Below are 18,802 nucleotides of genomic sequence, written 5' to 3'. Positions count from 1 at the left end.
TGTTTCTGCTTGAGCGCCCTGGATCTGCTGGGTGCGAACGCGAAACATCCGCTGACATTCGTGTACCAATGGAAAGATGCCGACAGTGTCGCCAATTTTCTCATTGACCGCGGCTGTCACAAGGGGAAAGGGGGTTCTGGAAACAAAGCGATGTTCCTGGCCATTTTTCTCACCTATGAATATGAACGGACCCAGGACGAAAACCTCCTGGAGGCCATCAACAGCTGGTTCGACTTCCACGATTCCCATAGCAACCCCCACGGGTTCTGGGGTCAGTCACGCAATGATCTGCACTTTCATGGGCTTCAGAACGGCTTCCACCAAATGGTGATTTACGAGTACTGGAAGCGAGAAATTCCTGGACTGGAGAGAGCCGCGGATACCGCATTGCGACTACAAGACCAGCACGGCTTCTTTTCGCCAACCCCGGGTGGATCAGCGTGTCCGGATTATGACGCCATACACCTGCTCCTTATTGCTTACCGAAACATCAATTACAGAAGAGCAGACGTAGAAAAGAGCCTCCGAAAGGCGTTCGAAGCACTCTTTGATACATGCGACGATAATGGCGGCTTTTGTCAGTCAAGAAGAAGGCCCGGTAGCCTGCTTGATCTGTTGCGATTAATTCCCTTCTATGTATCTAATGGAGGCCCCTATCTCTGGTATTATCGACTCAGGAAATGCTTGGGTGTCGTTGTAAAAGACGAGCCATATATCTATACGGGATGGACAGAGATCGGCAGAACATGGGACGAGAGCAACCTTTGGGATACGTGGTTTCGCTGCTCCGCTCTGGCTGAAATAGCTAATTCGATTGAACTGGAGGATAACTACGGCTTCAGGGATACCAACTTCCACCAGTTTATCGGCCTGGGTTTCTTCCAAAAAATACTATGACACCCTGAAATGTACACCAATCAGTCAACGGAGCTGAAGATGCGCTTAACCACTGAACATCTTCTACGGGCAGATATTTCCGGGGCCGACTCTATTACAACGTGAGAAGCAAGCATTGCATCGTATATCGCCTATAGCGGCAAAGTAGTCACCATGGCTAAAAATACATTTGCCCGCAACGTATCAAAAGTCTTTTTCCCTCCGATCGCCAAGCACTTTGCCAATGGCGACCACAAAGCGGCCATCGACGATATTTTTTTGGTGTCAGGTTAAACGCATTTGTTATTATTCCTCTACTGGCGGGGCTCTCCCTTCTAAGCACACCGTTTATTCGATAATTACTAGAGGGGGGCGCATTTACCGCCGACGATACTGATAAAGTCGGTGTGGTTAGCCTTTGCAAGGGTCATACTATTGTCTGCGTTTATGTGGTTTATTTGCTCTCAATGGATAGGCTGGTTACATTTCGACTCTCAATGGGTAGAGGATGTCGCGCTATTAATCTTCACGCCTGTCATTGGCCTGTCGATATACCTTTTTCTAGCCTGGCTGCTTAAATTCCCGGAAATTCTTCTGGCAACAGATAAGTTAATTAAAAACAGGAAAAAATAGCATTTTCTGAACCTCATCTTGTTTGTTATATATAGTGCCACTTTGTAAGCTGAGTTTTGTTTCTGCATTTTCCACCTAAATAATACTTAAAAAGTATTCGGCAACTTTAGATGTTATTTAATTCTTACGAATTTCTCTTTCTTTTTCTCCCTATTGTTCTGATTGTGTTTTCTGCCATCGGAATACGGGGCCACCATAGAGTTACCATTACCTGGTTGGTGGCTGCGTCTCTTTTTTTCTACGGCTGGTGGAACCTAGCGTATCTGGGCCTCATCGTTTTTTCTATGTTTTTTAATCATGCTATCGGGGTAGCCCCCAGTAGTGACGTTAATAATAGAAAACGTTTAAAACTTATTTCTGGTGTTGCGGCTAACTTAGGCCTCCTTGGCTATTTCAAATATGCTAATTTTTTCGTCAGCAACTTGAACGCATTAGCTTATCATGGCGTCCTCGCGCCGAACCATCGCTGGCGCGGACTGGTCACTCCGGCAAAACGAGGCAAAGGTGCAATGCGCCCTGTCGATAGTGACGTCGTCTCATCGATCCAGCGTCATGCCGCTATGACCTGGGCCCAGCGACTCAAGCGAGTATTCAATATCGACATTGAAGTCTGGCAGCCGCTGCGGCGGATCTGTCAGAGTCATCGCTTGTATTGAGGACCAGGACGTCGTCGACCGGATCCTGGCCCATCTTCGCGAGACGGAAAAGGAAGCCCCTGCCCGGCCCCTTCTGGTACCGCCAACCAGGGCGCCACCTGCCACGCTGTCTCTTTTCGCCGGGACGGAGTTTCATCAGCAGGGACGCCACTGAAAACCCCATGGCACGGACTGCTGCGGGCTCTCGTTCAGGAATGGACGAATAGGAATTGCACGGTCACCTCAGCGAACAACTTTTCAGGGCAGTAGGCGGGTATGTCGCGAATTTCTCCGGTTCAGTTAGCAGGATCAGTCAGGAAATTTAATCTCAATAGGCCGTTTATTTGTCCTATACTTTTGATTTAAAAGAGATCAAGCTTAAATACGTGGCTAGGCCTGAAAATGCAGCATTAGAATATTTTAAGAAACAAGGGTTTGTTGGAAGCTCAAACGAAGGGATTACGGTTCAGACTGTATTAAAAGCTTTGATGCTTAATAAATTGGCAGAAGTTAATACATTTCAAGATCGTAATGACGCGTGTTGTAGGTATCTAGAGGCTCAGTTTACTATACATAAGGATATTTCAAGCGAGATAATTTCTACTATTAAAGATACATCTCAAAACAGCTTCAAGAAAAACATTCGGGAGATACTATCTCAGTCGTTTATAAGTATCGAATACCCCGAGCTATCGGAGGAGGTATGTATTGCCTTATTTGAAGCAATAGATGCAGAGATATTTATCTCTTTGGCAGAACGATTCTCGGATGACTCTTATAGCTATCGATCAGGATGGCCAGATTTAACACTGGTACGTGGAAAAGAGGTACGTTTTGTTGAAGTAAAAACAACTGATAAACTTCACAAAAGCCAGCTGTCCACCGTACCGATGTTGAAAAGTGTTTTGCCGTATGATATTTCAGTTTTAAAGGTAAATCGTGCAAGTAAAAACACATAACAAACAGCTCAAGCCGACCTCCACTGCGTTGCTCGTTTTGTGGTCTTCCGCTACGCTCGCACAAAACAATCAACTCCGTTCCGGCGGCTTAGCTGCGCGTTATCTGTACTCGTTTAAGGGTCGGGCATGATCGATACAATCATTTTCGATTTCTTCGGGACTCTAGTCGACTACTCCCATAGTAGACGAGTGCAAAATTACTCTATGTCACACAGCTATCTAGAAGCTAATGGGGCTTCAATGACTTATGAGCAGTACGTAGTGAGTTGGGATGAGGCCTTTTGCACGCTTGAGCGTGAGTCACAAAAAACCCTAATAGAGTTCTCTCTTGATGATGCTGTTGATCGATTCTCAAACAGAAATGCCGATATACCAATGGCAAAGGAACAGAAATCGGAATTCATAGAGCTTTTTTTGGTTGAATGGTGCGCTGAAATTCGTCCTATAGAGAATCTTGACATAGCCCTGAATAAGCTTTCTTCAGGCTATAAACTTGGCATTGTAAGTAATACCCACCACAAGCCTTTAGTGCCCGGACTCCTTGAAAAATTTGGCCTTTTGAAATACTTCGAGACTGTAGTTACATCGATAGAGCATGGAAGGCCGAAACCGCATGAATCTATCTATAAAGCAGCACTCTCACGACTAGAATCTCGGCCCGAGCTTTCAGTGTTCGTTGGTGACTCATACGAGCATGACTACGTTGCCCCTAGACGCTTAGGATTGGAGTCATTTTTAGTTTCCCAATCCCCGCCAGCGAATATTCCAAAAGAACATGTTTTCTCCAAGGCAACTGAGGTACTAGATAATGTGCTATAGGCCACATAACAAGTGCCGGCAGGCCGCCCCTTCTGGGCCGGACGCCCAAACCGCCGCGCGGGTTGGGCGCCCGCTGCTGCAAGCGTTAAAAGCCTCATGAGATGCCCCGAGTGTAATTCTCTGTATAAGCATGGCGGCTTGAAAAAAAGCCTCATTTGCCCAGGCTGCGGTGCACAGCTTCAGGCTACTAGCTTTCTGCCGTCCATTATTGTGTGTATCGTCCTCTATTGGGCGTTATCCCTTTCAGCTAAATTCCTATTGGTTGATCTTGGCTATAATAAAATATCGTTTATCTGTGATATTGGGCTATTCTTATTTGTATCTTTTATTGTTTTGCCAAGGGTAAGTCGGTATGCGGTCCGTGAGTAGAGGTCATTTAACAAGGCCGGGCACACCGCACACTGCGTGCGCTGGACTCCAGTTCGAAGGCCAGAGCCTGTAATCATGACCTGAAGATATTCACTATTTACACGCTCGCTGAAAATTGTGCTGAGGTTTCAATCCATTTTTAGGGTTTAACTATGAGAGATTTTACAAAAGAAAAAATCCCCGATAAGTTTTCCGTAGATATCGAGCTAACCAACGCATGCAATGCAAGCTGCACCTTCTGCCCCCGCGACAAAATGCCCGATATTGGAACTATCAAGCCGGAACACTTTTACAAAGCGGTAGAGCGGGGATTGGAACACCCGGGGACACCCTTTTTTGCCTTCTGTGGCACCGGTGACTCCCTCATGAATAAACATATCGTCGAATATGCTCAATATATCAAAGATGCCGGCTGTAATCTGAGCATCGCTACCAACGGACACCTGATGAATGAAGAGAAGGCTCAGGCTTTAATCGAGGCAGGTGTTTCTCAGGTCACTTTCAATATTGCGCCTCGCGGAGAAAAATACGAGCAAGATTATGGATTGGACTTTCAAACAACGCACGAGAACATACTAAAATTTGTCAAACTGTCAAAGGGTAGATGCGCAACTCGAATAGCTTTGGTGCTTCACGATGAGGCAGCTCGCTACGAGGATGAAGAGGCGTATCGGCGGTCAAGGGGCGTTAATGAATTCATAAATTACGAGATAATCAATCGCGCGGGAGCGCTTTACCCACATTGAGAGATACCTGCACAAGAAGTTCGTGAGGTAAAACAGACACTAGGGGAGAAGGGAGTGCTAGACGCCTGCCTTGTACCCTACTTTTTCTTTTTTATTGGCTGGGATGGCTACTACTACCTGTGCTCGTCTGATTGGCAAAAGAAGGCGCCGGTGGGGCACATTGAAACCCACGCCATAGAAGAAACCTACGCCGCACGCCAGTGAGCCGTTCAAGCGCGAAGCCCCATTTGCGCGCAATGTACGCGCGATCCAGTGAATAGATTTCTGTCCAATACTCTTCATTGGAAGGGAGGGATTTAGGCAGAAAAGAGTGAATGTAAACATAACAAGAACCGGCAGTTCGCTCCTACGGGGCTGAACGCCAAAACCACTGCGCGGTCCTGGCGCCACTGGGGCGAGCGTTATGCGCCTAACTCAATAGTGAAATCGAAGTTGCAAGATGAGTAACGAGTCATGATCTATTTTATACACGACTCTATGCTCATCGTTAATCCGGCGAGACCAATACCCGGACAACGCGTGCTTCAGTGGTTCAGGTTTCCCAATACCCTCGAAAGGGTCACGAGTAATCTCCCGAATGAGCAGGTTTATTCGTTTAAGTAGTTTCTTATCCGTCTTTTGCCAATAGAGGTAATCTTCCCATGCATTTTCTGCAAAGATCAGTTTCACTCTGCCAGTTCCCTGGTCTTTCCTCGTCCAGCCTCAAGCTCTGCAATAGACTCGATCAACCTACGAGCGTTCTTTGGGCTTCGTAGTAAATATGCAGTCTCTTCCAGCGCCTGGTAGTCCGCCATCGACATCATTACCACGGCGCCTTCACCTTTGCGTGTTATTGCAACTGGCGCGTGGTCGTCGCACACTTGTTCCATTGTTTTCGCAAGGTTGCTGCGGGCTGCTGTATAGCTTATGCTTTCCATATTCTTTAATCCGTACATGTACATATTTATGTACAATACATTATCCGCGCATAACACGTCAAGGCTGCAAGGCGCCTTCGGCACAGGACGGCGTTACCGCCGGCTCAGCTTGAAGCGTTAGCTGCTATCAATCACGGAGAGGTCATGTCTCTTACAGAGAAACAATTTGGCGTATTGAAAAGAATAATTGTTGGTCTTTCGATTGCGCTATGCATCGTTGGGCTGGGCTCTTATATGAACCCTTTCGGCTACAACGAAACCTTTGAGCCAATCAATAAGCTACATATTGCAATCTTATGCTGCCTAGTTCCTACTTTCTTTTTAGCTGTTTCTATTGGTCGCCTGGCCAAGCATCGTTTTTTAACCCCTGAAGACATCGATGGCGGTGGCCTCTCTGCTGGGACGCCACAGGCGAACCTATTACAATCACTATTGCAAAATACAATCGAACAAGCTCTGCTTGCCTCGTTAGTATATTGTGCATGGGCAGCTGTAATGCCGACCACATGGTTATCTACAGTCCCAATCGCCGCTATAGCCTTCGGGGCGGGTCGTATATTATTTTTTGCAGGTTACAATCGAGGAGCATCAGCACGGGCTATTGGCTTTACATTATCTTTCTACCCTTCGTTAATCATGCTCTTCACAATGATTGGAGTTCTGTTGTGGCGGCAAATCAGCTAACAGGTCAAAGCAGCATCGCCACTTCGTGGCTGGACGGCCTTACACGCCACTGTTTGAGGCGTTATACAGCCCAAGCATTGACATACTAAATATAGTATATATACTTTTTATGGTATGTGGTCGATATTTGAACATCGCCGCTTGGACAAGCAATTAGCCAAGGTGCCAATGGAAGTCCAGAAGCGCTACGAGAAATGGAAGGATATCGTAGAGATTTCCGGTCCTGCTGGGCTAAAGCTCGTCCGAGGCTTTCGAGACGAAGCGCTTCGAGGCGAGTGGAGAGGTTACCGCTCTTCCCGGCTGAATCAACAGTATCGAGTGATTTACCAGGTCGAGGGAAATCGGCTGAAAGTTTATGTATTAGAGGTGACGCCTCACGACTACAAGAGGAAATCCTAATGAGCGAATTTCGAAAAGCAAAGACCCGTATCCGAGTCTCTTCCGGTGAGTCAGTTCGCATTATGCGTGAACTACAAGAACTCAGCCAGAATCAGCTAGCAGAAGCCGCTGGTATTCCTCAATCCACAATTTCTGCCATAGAACGGGAGCGCATAAATCTTGGGGTAGAGCGTGCCAAAGTGCTGGCCAGAGCGCTGAAGTGCCATCCAGCGGTGCTTGTATTTCCGGGCTGGGATGCCAGTGCTGAATCCGCTGCATAACAAGTCAAGGCTGTCGGACGCTGCGCGCCGCAGTTTGATGCGTGATGGGCCATCACTGACAGGTAACTTCTCATGCCTGAATTAAAGACGGTTGGTCTGTTTATTATTACAGCGTTGGCTGAAATTGTTGGGTGCTACCTGCCCTATCTATGGCTGCGGGAAGGGAAAACGATCTGGCTATTAGCGCCAGCCGCCCTGAGCTTAGCTGCTTTTGTTTGGTTGCTCACTCTGCATCCTGCAGCTGCGGGCAGGGTCTATGCAGCCTATGGCGGCATGTATGTTTTTATGGCCATACTGTGGCTGTGGGCAATAGAGGACATTCGCCCAACAACTTGGGATATCGTGGGAGCCAGTGTAGCGCTAATAGGTATGGCAATTATTATGTTTGCGCCACGCACCACATAAGAAGACGGCCAATTGGACTCGCACCGCTCACTGGAACAGCTTACACGCCGCTTCGCTCTGTTCCAGCCGCCAATCACCGCAGCGTTACGTTTATAAATGCGCCAGGAATCGCAATGGATGTTCTGCTAATTATCGATATGCAAGATGCTTCATTTTATGAGTCTGATACAGTCGACTTTGACGGGGTAATTAGTCGAATTAATCCGTTATCTGAGTATCTCCGTGCTAACGAGGGACGTGTAACCTTTATCCAGCATGACGGTACTGCGGAAGAAGGCCTGCGCCCAAACACTTCAGGGTGGGAAATACTTTCAGCTCTTACTAGGACTGATCTGGATATTATCATTAGAAAAACCACAAATGACGCATTTTACAACACGGAACTACATGACGTCCTAGCTGGAATAAATCCTGAAAAATTAATTATCTCTGGCTGGGCTACTGATTTCTGTGTTGACACAACTGTACGCTCGTCGGTGAGTCACAATTATAATGTCGTCGTAGCATCCGATTGCCACACCCTAAGTAATAGGCCTCATCTTCAGGCTGAACAGATTATCGAACATCATAACTGGGTTTGGAGGAACTTAATTACCCCTGCGAAAAAAGTTGAGGTCTCTGGTATATCTGATGGGCTGTTGACCTTAAGAGTAGAAGAATGTTACCTCAATTGTGCCAAAGCGTTCCGGCGATCAAGCTTTTGGGAGGCTCAATCACAAGGAAAATCACACGACGAAATCTCGAGATTTGTGAAACAATCCAAATTTTTGGACTAGCCAGCATAAATAATAGGGGCATGGATTATGAAGGATTTTATTGAGTTTGTATTAGGCAACTTCACGCTAACGTTCCTATTTATTGGCTTATTTTTCTCACTTGTTGTTCTTTCTACCAAACAAAAGCCACTGGATAGACAACAGATTATTGAAGCGTTTTTTTCTTATTTCCTACTGTTTAGCATGGGGATTAGTTTTTTATACAATTTCATTTTCCACGTATTTTTTGCAGAAATGGCGGCATCTTTTATTGGGTGGGAAAATAGCCCGTTTCAATACGAAGTGGGTTATGCCAGCTTGGGCTTTGCTATTGTAGGAATAATTGCGTTTAAACAAAGCTTAGGTTTTAGAGCTGCGGCGGTAATAGGACCATCATTTTTCCTTTGGGGGGCAGCTGGGGGGCACATATATCAAATGATAACAGCACACAACTTTTCACCCGGGAATGCCGGGATTATATTTTGGACAGATGTTATTTTGCCAATAATAGCTTTTGCGCTACTGCATCAACAGTACAAGCAGGAAACGGTTGTTTTGCCCACCCGGCAATAAGCCTCAGCGTATAACAAGGCAATCAAACACGGCGGCCTAAAGCCGCCACTTATTCAGGCGTTAAGCCTAGAAGCTAAGGGCAACCTTGTATGATGAAAAAACTCTCGATCGCTCTCCTAACCACGATTTTCCTGGTGTCAGGGATACTTCACTTCACCCATGACTCAGAGTTAGTGAAAATTACGCCCTTGCCCTATGCTTACGCGATCGTATGGTTTACAGGAATTGTAGAGTTCGTCTTTGCGGCTTTCTTGCTGCTACTTAGGTATCGTCGGGCTACAGGCATACTAATAAGTATATTTGCTTTGGCAGTTTTGCCGGCGAATATAAACATGGCGATAAATGACATACCTATGTTTGGCAGTCATGTAGATCCCTTGGGAGCATGGATAAGGGTATTTTTACAGTTTCCATTTATTGCTTGGGTTCTCTGGTCTACCGGTTTTTGGCGTCATGATCGGATGGCTTAACAGGTCAAGGCATTGGACAAAGTACTGCGTGCTTTGCCCACCCTTGAGGCTATATGTCTCGGAGAATTGAACCTTGGGTGTCGTAACTTTACAAGGATACATCGTTGTTCCTGATACTGACCTTGCATCAGTGCAAGATGGACTTCTAGAGCATATTGAGCTAACTCAGCGAGAACAGGGCTGTTTACATTTCACCGTATATCAAGATACTAAGAATAAAAATCGCTTCAACGTGCATGAAAAATTTGTTAATCGTGCTGCATTCGAAGCACATCAAAGGAGAGCTAAAGACTCACGCTGGGGTCATATAGCGGCTAATGTTGAGCGGCACTACCAAATCAGCGAAGATAGCTAACTATGAATGAAGAGAACATTCAGCGCGGGTTCGCAAAGGCGGGTGCCGTGAAAATTGCCTTCCAGACATCAGGGGATGGACCTCCACTCGTATGTTGTCACGCCATGGGGTGGGATCACACGTTATGGGATGATCACAGAGATCGATTTTCCAGCGCGCATCAATTAATTACCTTTGATCAACGAGGGAGCGGTGATTCAGATCATCCGTTATCTGTACATAGTGATAAAAGTCCGTACAGTACAGAGAGCTTTGGTCAAGACCTTCGAGCCGTATTAGATGCACTCGACATCGAGAAAGCTGCAATCCTTGGGTATTCCATGGGAGCAGCATCAGCGCTTAGCTTTTCGACACAGTGGCCGAAAAGAGTTGAGCGATTAGTTTTAGTTTCGGCCATGGCTTCACGATTACCTGAAGCTATCATCCAGAGGGCGAAGGTTATAGAAGCAATACTTGAGCGCGATGGGCTAAGAAAGGCTTATGAATTTTATTTTTCTGGACCGTTGTTCGAGGGAGAGTCCGATAAACCAGAATTTAAGAAGCAAATAGAAAGCGTGGTTGAAAAGGCTACATCTCATGGCTTTCAGGGGTGTTTTCGAGTCACCATTGATAGACCTTCAATGATTGATGCGTTGAAAAACATACAGGCTCCCACCCTAGTTATTGTAGGAGAAAGGGATAAGCATTACGTGACTGAAGCAGATCGGTTAGTTGCACACATTTCAGGTGCAAAGAAGTTTGTAGTTAAAAACTCCGGTCATGCTTTAACGGTTCAATCTCCTGATATATTTGAAAGCAAAGTATTGAGGTTTTTAGCAGAATAACTCTTAACAAGTTTGTCAATGGGGATTTTTCGCTTCGCTCTAAAAACGCAGTAAAAAATCGTTAAACCGCTTAATATCTGACCAAAATACCTGTTTTTTTACACCACTACGGCAGTCATTTTTTAGTTCTCTGCATTTACAGCTCTTCCCCTTGCATTTCTCTATCGCACTCTTACATTTACGATTCCGTAAGCTACCCTCCCGCAGTTGACTATTCTCTACTTAGCCATCGTAGTGTACTATGCATTTCCGGTTGATCGTGCAGGCAGAGGAAATCGAGGTCTTTAGGACTCTCGGCCATTTAACCAGCACAGGCTGCTGAGACGCGCTTCCAGCTCGCCCTAGTTGCAAGCGTTAGGTGTCTAGTCTTTACGCGGTAATATTGTTTTTAACAGAAGGCTAGGAGAAACAAATGAAGATCATAAACAAGCTTAATCAAATAATGGAATTAGAGCTGGCAGGTGTTGTGAGATACACTCATTATTCGCTGATGATTTATGGATATAATCGTATTCCTATTGTTAGCTGGATGAAAAACAATGCAGCAGAAGGCTTAGACCATGCTCATCGAGCTGGTGAAATGGTAACTTTACTTGGCGGGCATCCATCATTAAAAATTGGAAATTTATTAGAAACCGAAAATCACGATATCGGTGATATTCTCCGTGAAAGTTTAGATCACGAAAGAGCAGCGTTAGACTGCTACTACGAGTTATTGAAATTGGCTGAAAAAGAAAAAAATATATTGGTTGAAGAATACGCAAGAGAAATGATCACAAGTGAAGAATTACACCTTGACGAAGTGAATAAAATGTTAAGGAAACCAGGTGATGTTGAGCCATTTAAAACCACCTAACCAACAGCTTAAAGCAAAGGACGCCGCATGCGGCGTTCCTTAGCTGGGCGTTAAAAGGCCTGACATGCACCCGAAATACTTATTTTTCCACACCACTAGGGCAGCAATTTTTCAGCTCTATGCATTTGTAGCGCTTCTCTTTACACTTCTTTACATCAATCTCACATTCGCGATTCCGCAAGCTGCCCTTGTGGGGGGTACTATTTTCTACATCGCTGTCGTTGTGTGCTATGCATTTCATATTGATCGTGCAGGCAGAGGAAATCGAGGCCTTTAGGAATCTCGGCCATCTAACCCGCACAGGCTGCTGAGACGCGCTTACAGCGCACCCTAGCTGCAGGCGTTAGGGGCTCCTAATGTCCGAAAAAGAGGTATGGAATCGAAACCATCTATGTGTTGCCGATCACTTGTTTAGGCGTTACACGCCTACGAAGAATATATGTCTCAAATAAAGATCTATGGGGTTGGTTGCCGATTGGCCCCAGTAAGGAACCAGTTGTCCAACGTAATTCATTCCTGCGTAATGGATGCACTGGGCATACCAAAAGACAAGCGCGCTCACCGATTTATTGCCTTGGCGAAGGAAGACTTTATGATGCCAGAAGGAAGAACAGAGGCTTACACCAGCATAGAAATATCGATGATAGAAGGCCGCACCTCAGAGACAAAGAAAAAATTGATTCGTCTTCTATTTGATCGAATACAAGAACAGGTTGGCATCAGTCATATGGATTTAGAAATTTGTATCTACGAAAGTCCTGCATGTAACTGGGGGTTTCGAGGTATGCACGGCGATGAAATCCAGCTTAACTATGAAATCAACGTATAACAAGCTCTGGCAGTTGGTCTCTAAAGTGCCCGACGCCAAAACCGTTCAACGGTTTCGTCTCCGCTGCGCTAAACATTGATTAAAAGCGCATTTCTGGCAGGTATCTAGAGCTTGATCTGACTGTCGCTCGCCCACCACTTAGGATCTAGCATTGGCACGAGGTAGCGTTGCGTCTAGAGTAGATTGGTGGTCGATCATACGCCGAGCTGCACCCGATATTCGCTGACCACCCTACGACCGCTTCCTGTGATCAGGGTCGTTGCCAGGGCCACCGGTTGTTCATTTCTAAGGCAGTAGTCCAACCAATAATAGTACGAATTACGATCATCAAGATAAGAATTTCAAGGTTTTCCAAGGTTGGCTCGAACGTGACCGTTCTGATAATGGTTGCCACCACCAACAATTCCAGACCCGTAAGAATGACACGCGCGAGTCCTCGGCGATAACTTTTCACGGCTTGTTTTCCGCCAACTTGTAACGACTCAAGGAAGCATCGGACGGTCGCAATAATAAAGCCCAGCAATAGAATACTGGCGCCAACAATTTCTACCACATGTACCAATGTGTTCAGCCCCACAATAATGCTATCACTCATCCTGTTGGCCCTCGCTGGCCGATTGCCAGGGCCAGCGCCCCTCAATTTCGAGGCACAGCGTCCAGCCCAAGAGCGTGCGAATTACCACTAGAAAGGCGAGAATTTGTAGCGAAGCGAACGAGGGTTCTACAGTGATCGTCTCAATGACATCGGCAATAATGAGAATCTCTAATCCCAGCGTCAACGCGTGCCCCAGTTCTATCTTAAACGCTGTGAAATTTTCCTCCACAGCCAACGCTCGGAATCGAAGCAGATAACGTATCGCAGCGAGCATGAAGCCGGCGACGATCAACGCCACCGCAAACACATTGACGGCTTCGCCAGCGAGTTCTAGCCAGTGAAGTGTGTGTTCGATCATTCTCGGTAGTCACCCGAGGACTGGCGGATATGCAGCCGCTGAAGACCGCTCCAGAGCCAGGGATAGGCGCGCAGTAGCTTAAACGAGGTCAGCAAATGAGCGACAATAGTGCAGTGGCCACTGTTGAGCGACACGGTTAGTCGTTCCTTGTCATTTCGCAAGTACCGTTATTACAAACGGGACGTCGCGGACAGAGTGACGCTATCACTGGCAACATATCTACTCCTCACGCTTATCCCCCCCCACTATTTTATCAGCGCGGTTCTGCAAGTGCTTTTTTTTTCTTATAAAATCAAACCCATCGTCAGCCACTGGAACAGCGTTTACCTTTCTATTTTTCTTAAGACGCGTTTCATCCACACTCTGCGCTCGGTTATTCTGGCCCGCTATCGTATAGACCATATATATTAACACCCCCACTGTTAACGCGATCCACTTAATAACATAGGACCACACTAAAAAAGACTGATCGCCCGAACGCTCTGCATAGTCCAGATACTCTCCGTGAAAAGTATGTACTGCAATGACCAGCGCAGAAAGCGCCAGCAACCCCCGCCAACGTGGTTTAAGCCAGAGCAGCAGGGAGCTAATCAGGGTGAATTTTAACAGTTGGTTGAGCATGAGCTAGCTCAAGCCCAGCGCAATAAGCAAGGCCACCGCGGCAGACTGCTTCAGACTTGTCTTGACGTTATCTTCTTCCGCCCGAACGACAATTTCAATCTCATCCTCTGTGAAGTCTTCAAATGGCTTCTGAGAGAGCGCAATTTTAACCTTTGCCTGCGTGATTGCCCGCTCACGGATTTTCGACCGATAGCGATTCACCAGACCTTCTTTTACTTCACCAATCCTTTTCATAGTGCAGAAAGCTCTCCTCTATTCTTTATCTGCCGCATTGCATCCAAACATTCTGCATCTTCAATACGCCCTCTTATTACAACTATAACATTAGCAAATTTAGAGGGTAATTACAGGCAGTGCAATCTCGCATTAAAAACGAAATTTGGGTGTGCCTCTCACAGCATAAAACACCGATGTTTTTACCAATAGTCTGGCGAAACTGCTCCAGGATAAGTACCCTCTGCGTCCCCTCAAAATGCCCGGTCACGGTGCTTGAAAGTCGCCACGCAGTCTTAAATCGTATGTCGGCACCCGTTTACCCTGAGACTGTTGTCCAAAAGGTCACTGATTTCCAGTGAAATACCGAAGTGGGACGCCTGTTAACGGGATTTTTACATGGCAACTGGCGGTTTCCCGCAAAAATATCCTATGCCACGCCCCCACAGACGCCTTTTTGATGTACTATTTTCGGGTCGCGCCCTTTGGCGTTGTAATAAAAAATACAAACCACAGAAAGTCTGAAGTCTGCTTAAAACCTATGAAGAAATGTCTTGTCGTATTGGGAATGCATCGCAGCGGCACCTCAGCATTCGCTGGCATTCTTGACCTTCTCGGAGTGAACCTCGGCACCAGAATGCTCGAGACGCAACCTGACAACCCTACAGGTTTTTTTGAAAACAAGTATGTGGTGCTCGCTAATGACTGCATTCTGGAAACACTTAACTCATCGTGGGATGACACCTATCCCTTGCCTCAGGATTGGCTCGGCAGGTTTGAAGGTAGTCAATTACACGCTGATATACGCTCTTTCCTAAACACAGATATCATCGACGGACAGCTTTCTGCTCTCAAAGACCCAAGACTATGTCGACTACTCCCGCTATGGCTACCGTTATTTTCTGCGGAAGATATCACCCCACACTTTGCCATTGTTATTCGAAACCCAGTGGAAATCGCAGAATCACTGTCACTTCGAAACGGTTTTTCAACTGAAAAATCTCTAATTCTCTGGATGCAATATATGCTTGATGCCGAAAGGCATACCCGACACCTACCACGCGGCTTCATCAAATATGAATCGCTGCTGACTGAGCCAAAAAGTAGTGTCGAAAAAGTGTTACGCGATGCCAAGCTAGAACTGCCAAAAGCGTCAAATTCAAGCGAACAAGACCTGTCCCGCTTTCTCGACAAAAATTTGCGTCACCATAGCACCTCAGATGAAGAGCTCGACGCACGCTGCTTTAATATTGTTGCAGACTATTATCGACTACTGTGTAAAATATCAGATCGCGAGACAAGCAGCTCTGAGGACCTAAGAAGATTAGACGAACTGGGCGAGCAATTCGAGACCATTCAAGCATTATTTTACAACACCGATGAAGTCAATAAAGTGACGATGGCAAAGCAGATACGCTCACCTGCCTGGTATGAGGCCGAGCTTAAAAACACCAAACTAAAGTTCGAAAAAGACAAGGTATACCGCGAATACCGCTACATCGCTAACACCAAATCTCTTTATACCAAAGTTGATCAGCTAGAGAGCTTAATCGACAGTCCAGTTTGGCAAGTTTATAAAAAATATCAGGCATCGGTCGAAAAGTTTTTACCCGAAGGCACTCGCCTTCGAACAACACTTCAACAATTCAAACAATCTCTAAGCCCTGTCCTCAACGGCGGCCGCCTTACTGGTTTTTTTCAGCAGAACAAATATCGATTTCGAATGAAACCTAAAAATCTCGAGAAACTCAAAACCGCGCAGTCACAGTTACCCGCAGAGGCAAGCACTCACGTCGAAGACATTTCAACGTGGAAAAAAATAACTTTTCCCGTATCTGAGAGACCCTCTGTAAGTATAATCATACCCGTATTTAATAACTGGGGATTTACCTACAAATGTTTGTTGTCAGTTGCCAAATACACGTCAGGCAGCTATGAAATCATTGTTGTGAACAACAACTCTACGGATGCAACGTCACAGTTGCTATCAGATATGAAGGGCATTCGAGTTATCACCAATGAATCAAACGAGGTGTTTGTGAACGCCTGCAACCAGGCCGCAGACATAGCCAGAGGAGACTACCTGCTCCTACTGAACAACGACACTGAAGTAACGCCAGGCTGGCTCGAAGCGATGTTAGCGCCGTTCTCTGAAACGAATACCGGGGTCGTTGGCGCCAAACTTGTTTATCCTGACGGCACATTACAGGAGGCTGGCAGCATTATCTGGCGAGATGGGACTGGCTGTAATTACGGACACGGGGACGACCCTGACCTGCCTCAGTATTCATATCGAAGGGTGGTTGACTACTGTTCCGGCGCCTGTTTAATGATCGCTCGGAAGCTGTGGGACAAAATCGGAGGCCTCGACCAGCGTTATGCGCCGGCCTATTACGAGGACACAGATCTTTGCTTCGCCGCTCGTGCGTTAGGCTACAGCGTAATCTATCAACCTGAGGCATTGGTTGTGCACTACGGCGGCGCATCGGCAGGCAAGGAGACCAGTTCTGGCTATAAACGGTTCCAAGAAATTAATCGACACAAGTTTGTAGAGAAATGGGCAGAGGTGCTCGATCAAGACCATGTTTTTAGCTCCGAAGGGGTCACCAAGGCGCGGGAGAGGCTTGGCGAAAAGCACATTCTCATCATCGACCACTATGCTCCGACATTCGACAAGGATTCTGGCTCCGTACGCATGCTTAATATGTTGCAGATCCTGCAGACAATGGACTACAAGGTCTCTTTCTGGCCCGACGATCTCACGTATGACTCAAGGTACACAAAGACGCTGCAGAACCTTGGAATCGAAATCTACTACGGCGAGCTAAGCTTTGAGGATTTTATCAGGGAACAGGGCAACAACCTGGACGCCGTGCTGATGTCCCGCCCAGCGACGGCAAAGAAATATTTACAGCTGGTCAAGAAGTACTCAAACGCCCAGACTATTTTTGACACGGTAGATCTGCATTTCGTCCGCGAACAGCGGCGTATGGAGCTGGAAGTTCAAGACTGGAAAAATCTAGAGTTTTTCTTGGCCGAAGAAGCGGACGCAACACTCGTTGTCAGTCCAACGGAAAAAGAAATTCTCGCCGCTGAAAATTTTGCCGGCAAAGTCTCAGTGGTCTCGAATATCCACTCGCTAGAGCCGTGCACTCATAGCTTTGAGGACAGGCATGGCTTGATGTTTATCGGGGGTTTTGCTCATCCACCGAACGAAGAAGGCATTATCTGGTTCATTGAATATATTCTGCCCCTTATTCGGAAAAAAATTCCTGACATCCATCTAACAATAGTCGGAAGTGACACGACAGAAAGACTACGTGCCATGGAATCGCCTACGATTACGGTGACAGGCTATGTAGAAGATGTGTCCTGTTATTTCAGTGAGAGTCGGGTTTTTGTCTCGCCTCTGTTACATGGGGCGGGCGTTAAAGGGAAAATTGGACAAAGTTTTTCTTACGGCTTACCCGTAGTGACTACCAGCATTGGTGCCGAAGGCATGCATCTGACAGACAGACATAATGCTCTAATTTCTGACAGTGAGACGGAGTTTGCTAGCAAAGTCATCGACTTATACACAGACAAGTTCCTGTGGCAGCAGATTTCCACCAACTGTCGACAGGTGATCAGAGAGCAGTTCAGCGTCGACACCATTCGTGCTGCGCTTGAAAAAGTACTACAACCAAGCTCAACTTCTCGTAAAACAAAAGGTACATTATCGCGACCGGTCGTCCTGCATTGCCATTTGTTTAAAAATGCGGGCAGCACATTAGACTGGAGCTTACACAAACAGTTTGGCTCCACATTTGTGGATCACCGTGATGGTGACAGTATGCGATTAGGAGCCGGTTTCCTTGGCCCGTATATAGAAAGCCATACAATGCTGGCCGCCATCTCAAGTCATGATGTCCGGTTTCCACTTCCTGACTCAAAAAATTTCGAGCTTTTACCCGTTATCGCGTTGCGTCATCCAATCGACCGGGCACGCTCCGTTTACGACTTTGAGCGTCGGCAGGAGGCCAACACGCCTGGCGCCATTAAAGCGAAGGAGCTATCCTTTGCAGACTATATACGCTGGAGAATGCTGCCGGACGTAGGCCCGACTATTCGCAACTTTCATTGCGCCTTTTGCACCAGCAATTTTGACAGCGAGATAGACGAGCAGGGATATTTAGACAGTGTCGCGCTTCTCACTAGGACATCACTAATGGTGATTGTAGAACGGTACGACGAAAGCATGCTGCTCCTTGAGCATGAATTGCAGCAGCATTTCCCCGCTATAGATCTCTGTTATATTCGCCAGAATGCAACACCCAACCGAGAAGACGACCTTGAGCAGCGGATCAAGAACGTGTTTAACCAACTAGGACCAGAACTTACCGTCGAGTTCCGAGAGAAGAATCATTGGGACATGAAGCTGTATGAAGATGCACAAGCTATCTTTATCGAACGGTTGGGCTCGCTTCCCAGAGTTAGGGATTTATTGCTTGATTTCCACTCTCGATGTCAACTCTTATCGACTGATTTACTCGAATAAAGGGGGGCAGTTGACCTAGGTCACATGAGATACTCACTGTCATCACGCTAACGGTGGTATACAGGTTTCCTCTCGACTTGCGACAAAGACCGATATAGTATCTGAAATTAATAA

Annotated in this window: 25 protein-coding genes; 18 read left to right on the top strand and 7 right to left on the bottom strand. The window is 46.5% G+C overall.

The window, feature by feature from the left end; genetic code table 11:
• The first annotated feature begins 9 nt into the window (after positions 1–9).
• The 6 genes from ABXT62_RS05840 to ABXT62_RS05815 all read left to right on the top strand — a co-directional run bounded on the left by ABXT62_RS05840 (position 10) and on the right by ABXT62_RS05815 (position 5,241).
• Entirely contained in the window at positions 10–897 is an 888-nt protein-coding gene (locus ABXT62_RS05840; protein WP_415357667.1) for a hypothetical protein, read from the top strand.
• 722 nt (positions 898–1,619) lie between these two features.
• On the top strand, positions 1,620–2,165 hold the full coding sequence (locus ABXT62_RS05835) for a hypothetical protein (protein WP_415357666.1): 546 nt from the start codon (positions 1,620–1,622) through the stop codon (positions 2,163–2,165).
• Between the two features lie 323 nt (positions 2,166–2,488).
• Positions 2,489–3,103 carry a VRR-NUC domain-containing protein gene (locus tag ABXT62_RS05830; protein ID WP_415357665.1) on the top strand — a complete coding sequence of 205 codons (615 nt, stop codon included), beginning with the start codon at positions 2,489–2,491 and terminating at the stop codon, positions 3,101–3,103.
• Positions 3,104–3,229: 126 nt separating this feature from the next.
• On the top strand, positions 3,230–3,922 hold the full coding sequence (locus tag ABXT62_RS05825) for an HAD family hydrolase (protein WP_415357664.1): 693 nt from the start codon (positions 3,230–3,232) through the stop codon (positions 3,920–3,922).
• Positions 3,923–4,443: 521 nt separating this feature from the next.
• Positions 4,444–5,037, top strand: coding sequence for a radical SAM protein (locus tag ABXT62_RS05820; protein ID WP_415357663.1), 594 nt, complete (start codon positions 4,444–4,446; stop codon positions 5,035–5,037).
• Positions 5,038–5,091: 54 nt separating this feature from the next.
• Entirely contained in the window at positions 5,092–5,241 is a 150-nt protein-coding gene (locus ABXT62_RS05815) for an SPASM domain-containing protein (RefSeq protein ID WP_415357662.1), read from the top strand.
• Between the two features lie 210 nt (positions 5,242–5,451).
• Here the strand turns inward: ABXT62_RS05815 and ABXT62_RS05810 are convergent, their stop codons facing one another.
• Positions 5,452–5,706 carry a Txe/YoeB family addiction module toxin gene (locus ABXT62_RS05810; protein ID WP_415357661.1) on the bottom strand — a complete coding sequence of 85 codons (255 nt, stop codon included), beginning with the start codon at positions 5,704–5,706 and terminating at the stop codon, positions 5,452–5,454.
• On the bottom strand, positions 5,703–5,954 hold the full coding sequence (locus tag ABXT62_RS05805) for a type II toxin-antitoxin system Phd/YefM family antitoxin (protein WP_415357660.1): 252 nt from the start codon (positions 5,952–5,954) through the stop codon (positions 5,703–5,705). Before ABXT62_RS05805 ends, ABXT62_RS05810 begins: the two co-directional genes overlap by 4 nt.
• A 144-nt stretch (positions 5,955–6,098) precedes the next feature.
• On the opposite strand from ABXT62_RS05805, the gene ABXT62_RS05800 reads away from it, so the two are divergent.
• From ABXT62_RS05800 to ABXT62_RS05750, 11 genes are all read left to right on the top strand, one after another.
• Complete coding sequence (locus tag ABXT62_RS05800; RefSeq protein ID WP_415357659.1) at positions 6,099–6,638, top strand: MAPEG family protein; 540 nt, start codon at positions 6,099–6,101, stop codon at positions 6,636–6,638.
• Positions 6,639–6,779: 141 nt separating this feature from the next.
• The gene (locus ABXT62_RS05795; protein WP_415357658.1) at positions 6,780–7,037 is read left to right on the top strand and encodes a type II toxin-antitoxin system mRNA interferase toxin, RelE/StbE family; all 258 of its coding nucleotides are present in this window, start codon (positions 6,780–6,782) and stop codon (positions 7,035–7,037) included.
• Entirely contained in the window at positions 7,037–7,297 is a 261-nt protein-coding gene (locus tag ABXT62_RS05790; protein ID WP_415357657.1) for a helix-turn-helix transcriptional regulator, read from the top strand. The genes ABXT62_RS05795 and ABXT62_RS05790 overlap by 1 nt, the downstream gene beginning before the upstream one ends.
• Positions 7,298–7,369: 72 nt before the next feature.
• Positions 7,370–7,702, top strand: coding sequence for a YnfA family protein (locus tag ABXT62_RS05785; protein ID WP_415357656.1), 333 nt, complete (start codon positions 7,370–7,372; stop codon positions 7,700–7,702).
• Positions 7,703–7,815: 113 nt separating this feature from the next.
• Entirely contained in the window at positions 7,816–8,478 is a 663-nt protein-coding gene (locus ABXT62_RS05780; RefSeq protein WP_415357655.1) for an isochorismatase family protein, read from the top strand.
• A gap of 27 nt (positions 8,479–8,505) precedes the next feature.
• Positions 8,506–9,030, top strand: coding sequence for a DUF6790 family protein (locus tag ABXT62_RS05775; RefSeq protein ID WP_415357654.1), 525 nt, complete (start codon positions 8,506–8,508; stop codon positions 9,028–9,030).
• Between the two features lie 89 nt (positions 9,031–9,119).
• Positions 9,120–9,500, top strand: a complete 381-nt coding sequence (locus ABXT62_RS05770) for a hypothetical protein (RefSeq protein ID WP_415357653.1) — start codon at positions 9,120–9,122, stop codon at positions 9,498–9,500.
• Between the two features lie 73 nt (positions 9,501–9,573).
• Entirely contained in the window at positions 9,574–9,855 is a 282-nt protein-coding gene (locus tag ABXT62_RS05765) for a putative quinol monooxygenase (RefSeq protein WP_415357652.1), read from the top strand.
• A gap of 2 nt (positions 9,856–9,857) precedes the next feature.
• On the top strand, positions 9,858–10,679 hold the full coding sequence (locus ABXT62_RS05760) for an alpha/beta fold hydrolase (RefSeq protein WP_415357651.1): 822 nt from the start codon (positions 9,858–9,860) through the stop codon (positions 10,677–10,679).
• 412 nt (positions 10,680–11,091) lie between these two features.
• Positions 11,092–11,535 (top strand): ferritin-like domain-containing protein, encoded by a 444-nt coding sequence (locus ABXT62_RS05755; protein ID WP_415357650.1) that lies wholly within the window; start codon positions 11,092–11,094, stop codon positions 11,533–11,535.
• A gap of 496 nt (positions 11,536–12,031) precedes the next feature.
• A complete protein-coding gene (locus ABXT62_RS05750; protein ID WP_415357649.1) occupies positions 12,032–12,364 on the top strand; it encodes a tautomerase family protein in 333 nt (110 codons plus the stop codon).
• Positions 12,365–12,614: 250 nt separating this feature from the next.
• On the opposite strand, the gene ABXT62_RS05745 is transcribed toward ABXT62_RS05750, so the two are convergent.
• The 5 genes from ABXT62_RS05745 to ABXT62_RS05725 form a co-directional block, all read right to left on the bottom strand.
• Positions 12,615–12,959: a DUF1622 domain-containing protein gene (locus ABXT62_RS05745; protein ID WP_415357648.1), complete on the bottom strand. Its 345-nt coding sequence runs from the start codon at positions 12,957–12,959 to the stop codon at positions 12,615–12,617.
• Entirely contained in the window at positions 12,952–13,317 is a 366-nt protein-coding gene (locus tag ABXT62_RS05740) for a DUF1622 domain-containing protein (protein ID WP_415357647.1), read from the bottom strand. Before ABXT62_RS05740 ends, ABXT62_RS05745 begins: the two co-directional genes overlap by 8 nt.
• Positions 13,314–13,451 carry a hypothetical protein gene (locus ABXT62_RS05735; RefSeq protein ID WP_415357646.1) on the bottom strand — a complete coding sequence of 46 codons (138 nt, stop codon included), beginning with the start codon at positions 13,449–13,451 and terminating at the stop codon, positions 13,314–13,316. The genes ABXT62_RS05740 and ABXT62_RS05735 overlap by 4 nt, the downstream gene beginning before the upstream one ends.
• A gap of 85 nt (positions 13,452–13,536) precedes the next feature.
• Positions 13,537–13,938: a hypothetical protein gene (locus tag ABXT62_RS05730; protein ID WP_415357645.1), complete on the bottom strand. Its 402-nt coding sequence runs from the start codon at positions 13,936–13,938 to the stop codon at positions 13,537–13,539.
• A gap of 3 nt (positions 13,939–13,941) precedes the next feature.
• Positions 13,942–14,172 carry a hypothetical protein gene (locus ABXT62_RS05725; RefSeq protein WP_415357644.1) on the bottom strand — a complete coding sequence of 77 codons (231 nt, stop codon included), beginning with the start codon at positions 14,170–14,172 and terminating at the stop codon, positions 13,942–13,944.
• 520 nt (positions 14,173–14,692) lie between these two features.
• On the opposite strand from ABXT62_RS05725, the gene ABXT62_RS05720 reads away from it, so the two are divergent.
• Complete coding sequence (locus tag ABXT62_RS05720) at positions 14,693–18,688, top strand: glycosyltransferase (RefSeq protein WP_415357643.1); 3,996 nt, start codon at positions 14,693–14,695, stop codon at positions 18,686–18,688.
• Positions 18,689–18,802 lie beyond the last annotated feature (114 nt).

This window comes from Halioglobus sp. Uisw_031, assembly GCF_047729875.1.
In the GTDB taxonomy this organism is placed as follows: Bacteria; Pseudomonadota; Gammaproteobacteria; order Pseudomonadales; family Halieaceae; genus Marimicrobium.
The sequence above is the reverse complement of the archived record's forward strand: the minus strand, read 5'-3'. Positions and strand labels throughout refer to the sequence as shown.

What these genes read in the sequence shown, in the direction of transcription:
- ABXT62_RS05835 (WP_415357666.1), top strand. Translation starts at nt 1,620, where the DNA reads ATGTTATTTAATTCTTACGAATTTCTCTTTCTTTTTCTCCCTATTGTT.
- ABXT62_RS05825 (WP_415357664.1), top strand. Translation starts at nt 3,230, where the DNA reads ATGATCGATACAATCATTTTCGATTTCTTCGGGACTCTAGTCGACTAC.
- ABXT62_RS05820 (WP_415357663.1), top strand. Translation starts at nt 4,444, where the DNA reads ATGAGAGATTTTACAAAAGAAAAAATCCCCGATAAGTTTTCCGTAGAT.
- ABXT62_RS05805 (WP_415357660.1), bottom strand. Translation starts at nt 5,954, where the DNA reads ATGGAAAGCATAAGCTATACAGCAGCCCGCAGCAACCTTGCGAAAACA.
- ABXT62_RS05800 (WP_415357659.1), top strand. Translation starts at nt 6,099, where the DNA reads ATGTCTCTTACAGAGAAACAATTTGGCGTATTGAAAAGAATAATTGTT.
- ABXT62_RS05790 (WP_415357657.1), top strand. Translation starts at nt 7,037, where the DNA reads ATGAGCGAATTTCGAAAAGCAAAGACCCGTATCCGAGTCTCTTCCGGT.
- ABXT62_RS05785 (WP_415357656.1), top strand. Translation starts at nt 7,370, where the DNA reads ATGCCTGAATTAAAGACGGTTGGTCTGTTTATTATTACAGCGTTGGCT.
- ABXT62_RS05780 (WP_415357655.1), top strand. Translation starts at nt 7,816, where the DNA reads ATGGATGTTCTGCTAATTATCGATATGCAAGATGCTTCATTTTATGAG.
- ABXT62_RS05775 (WP_415357654.1), top strand. Translation starts at nt 8,506, where the DNA reads ATGAAGGATTTTATTGAGTTTGTATTAGGCAACTTCACGCTAACGTTC.
- ABXT62_RS05770 (WP_415357653.1), top strand. Translation starts at nt 9,120, where the DNA reads ATGATGAAAAAACTCTCGATCGCTCTCCTAACCACGATTTTCCTGGTG.
- ABXT62_RS05760 (WP_415357651.1), top strand. Translation starts at nt 9,858, where the DNA reads ATGAATGAAGAGAACATTCAGCGCGGGTTCGCAAAGGCGGGTGCCGTG.
- ABXT62_RS05755 (WP_415357650.1), top strand. Translation starts at nt 11,092, where the DNA reads ATGAAGATCATAAACAAGCTTAATCAAATAATGGAATTAGAGCTGGCA.
- ABXT62_RS05745 (WP_415357648.1), bottom strand. Translation starts at nt 12,959, where the DNA reads ATGAGTGATAGCATTATTGTGGGGCTGAACACATTGGTACATGTGGTA.
- ABXT62_RS05740 (WP_415357647.1), bottom strand. Translation starts at nt 13,317, where the DNA reads ATGATCGAACACACACTTCACTGGCTAGAACTCGCTGGCGAAGCCGTC.
- ABXT62_RS05730 (WP_415357645.1), bottom strand. Translation starts at nt 13,938, where the DNA reads ATGCTCAACCAACTGTTAAAATTCACCCTGATTAGCTCCCTGCTGCTC.
- ABXT62_RS05725 (WP_415357644.1), bottom strand. Translation starts at nt 14,172, where the DNA reads ATGAAAAGGATTGGTGAAGTAAAAGAAGGTCTGGTGAATCGCTATCGG.
- ABXT62_RS05720 (WP_415357643.1), top strand. Translation starts at nt 14,693, where the DNA reads ATGAAGAAATGTCTTGTCGTATTGGGAATGCATCGCAGCGGCACCTCA.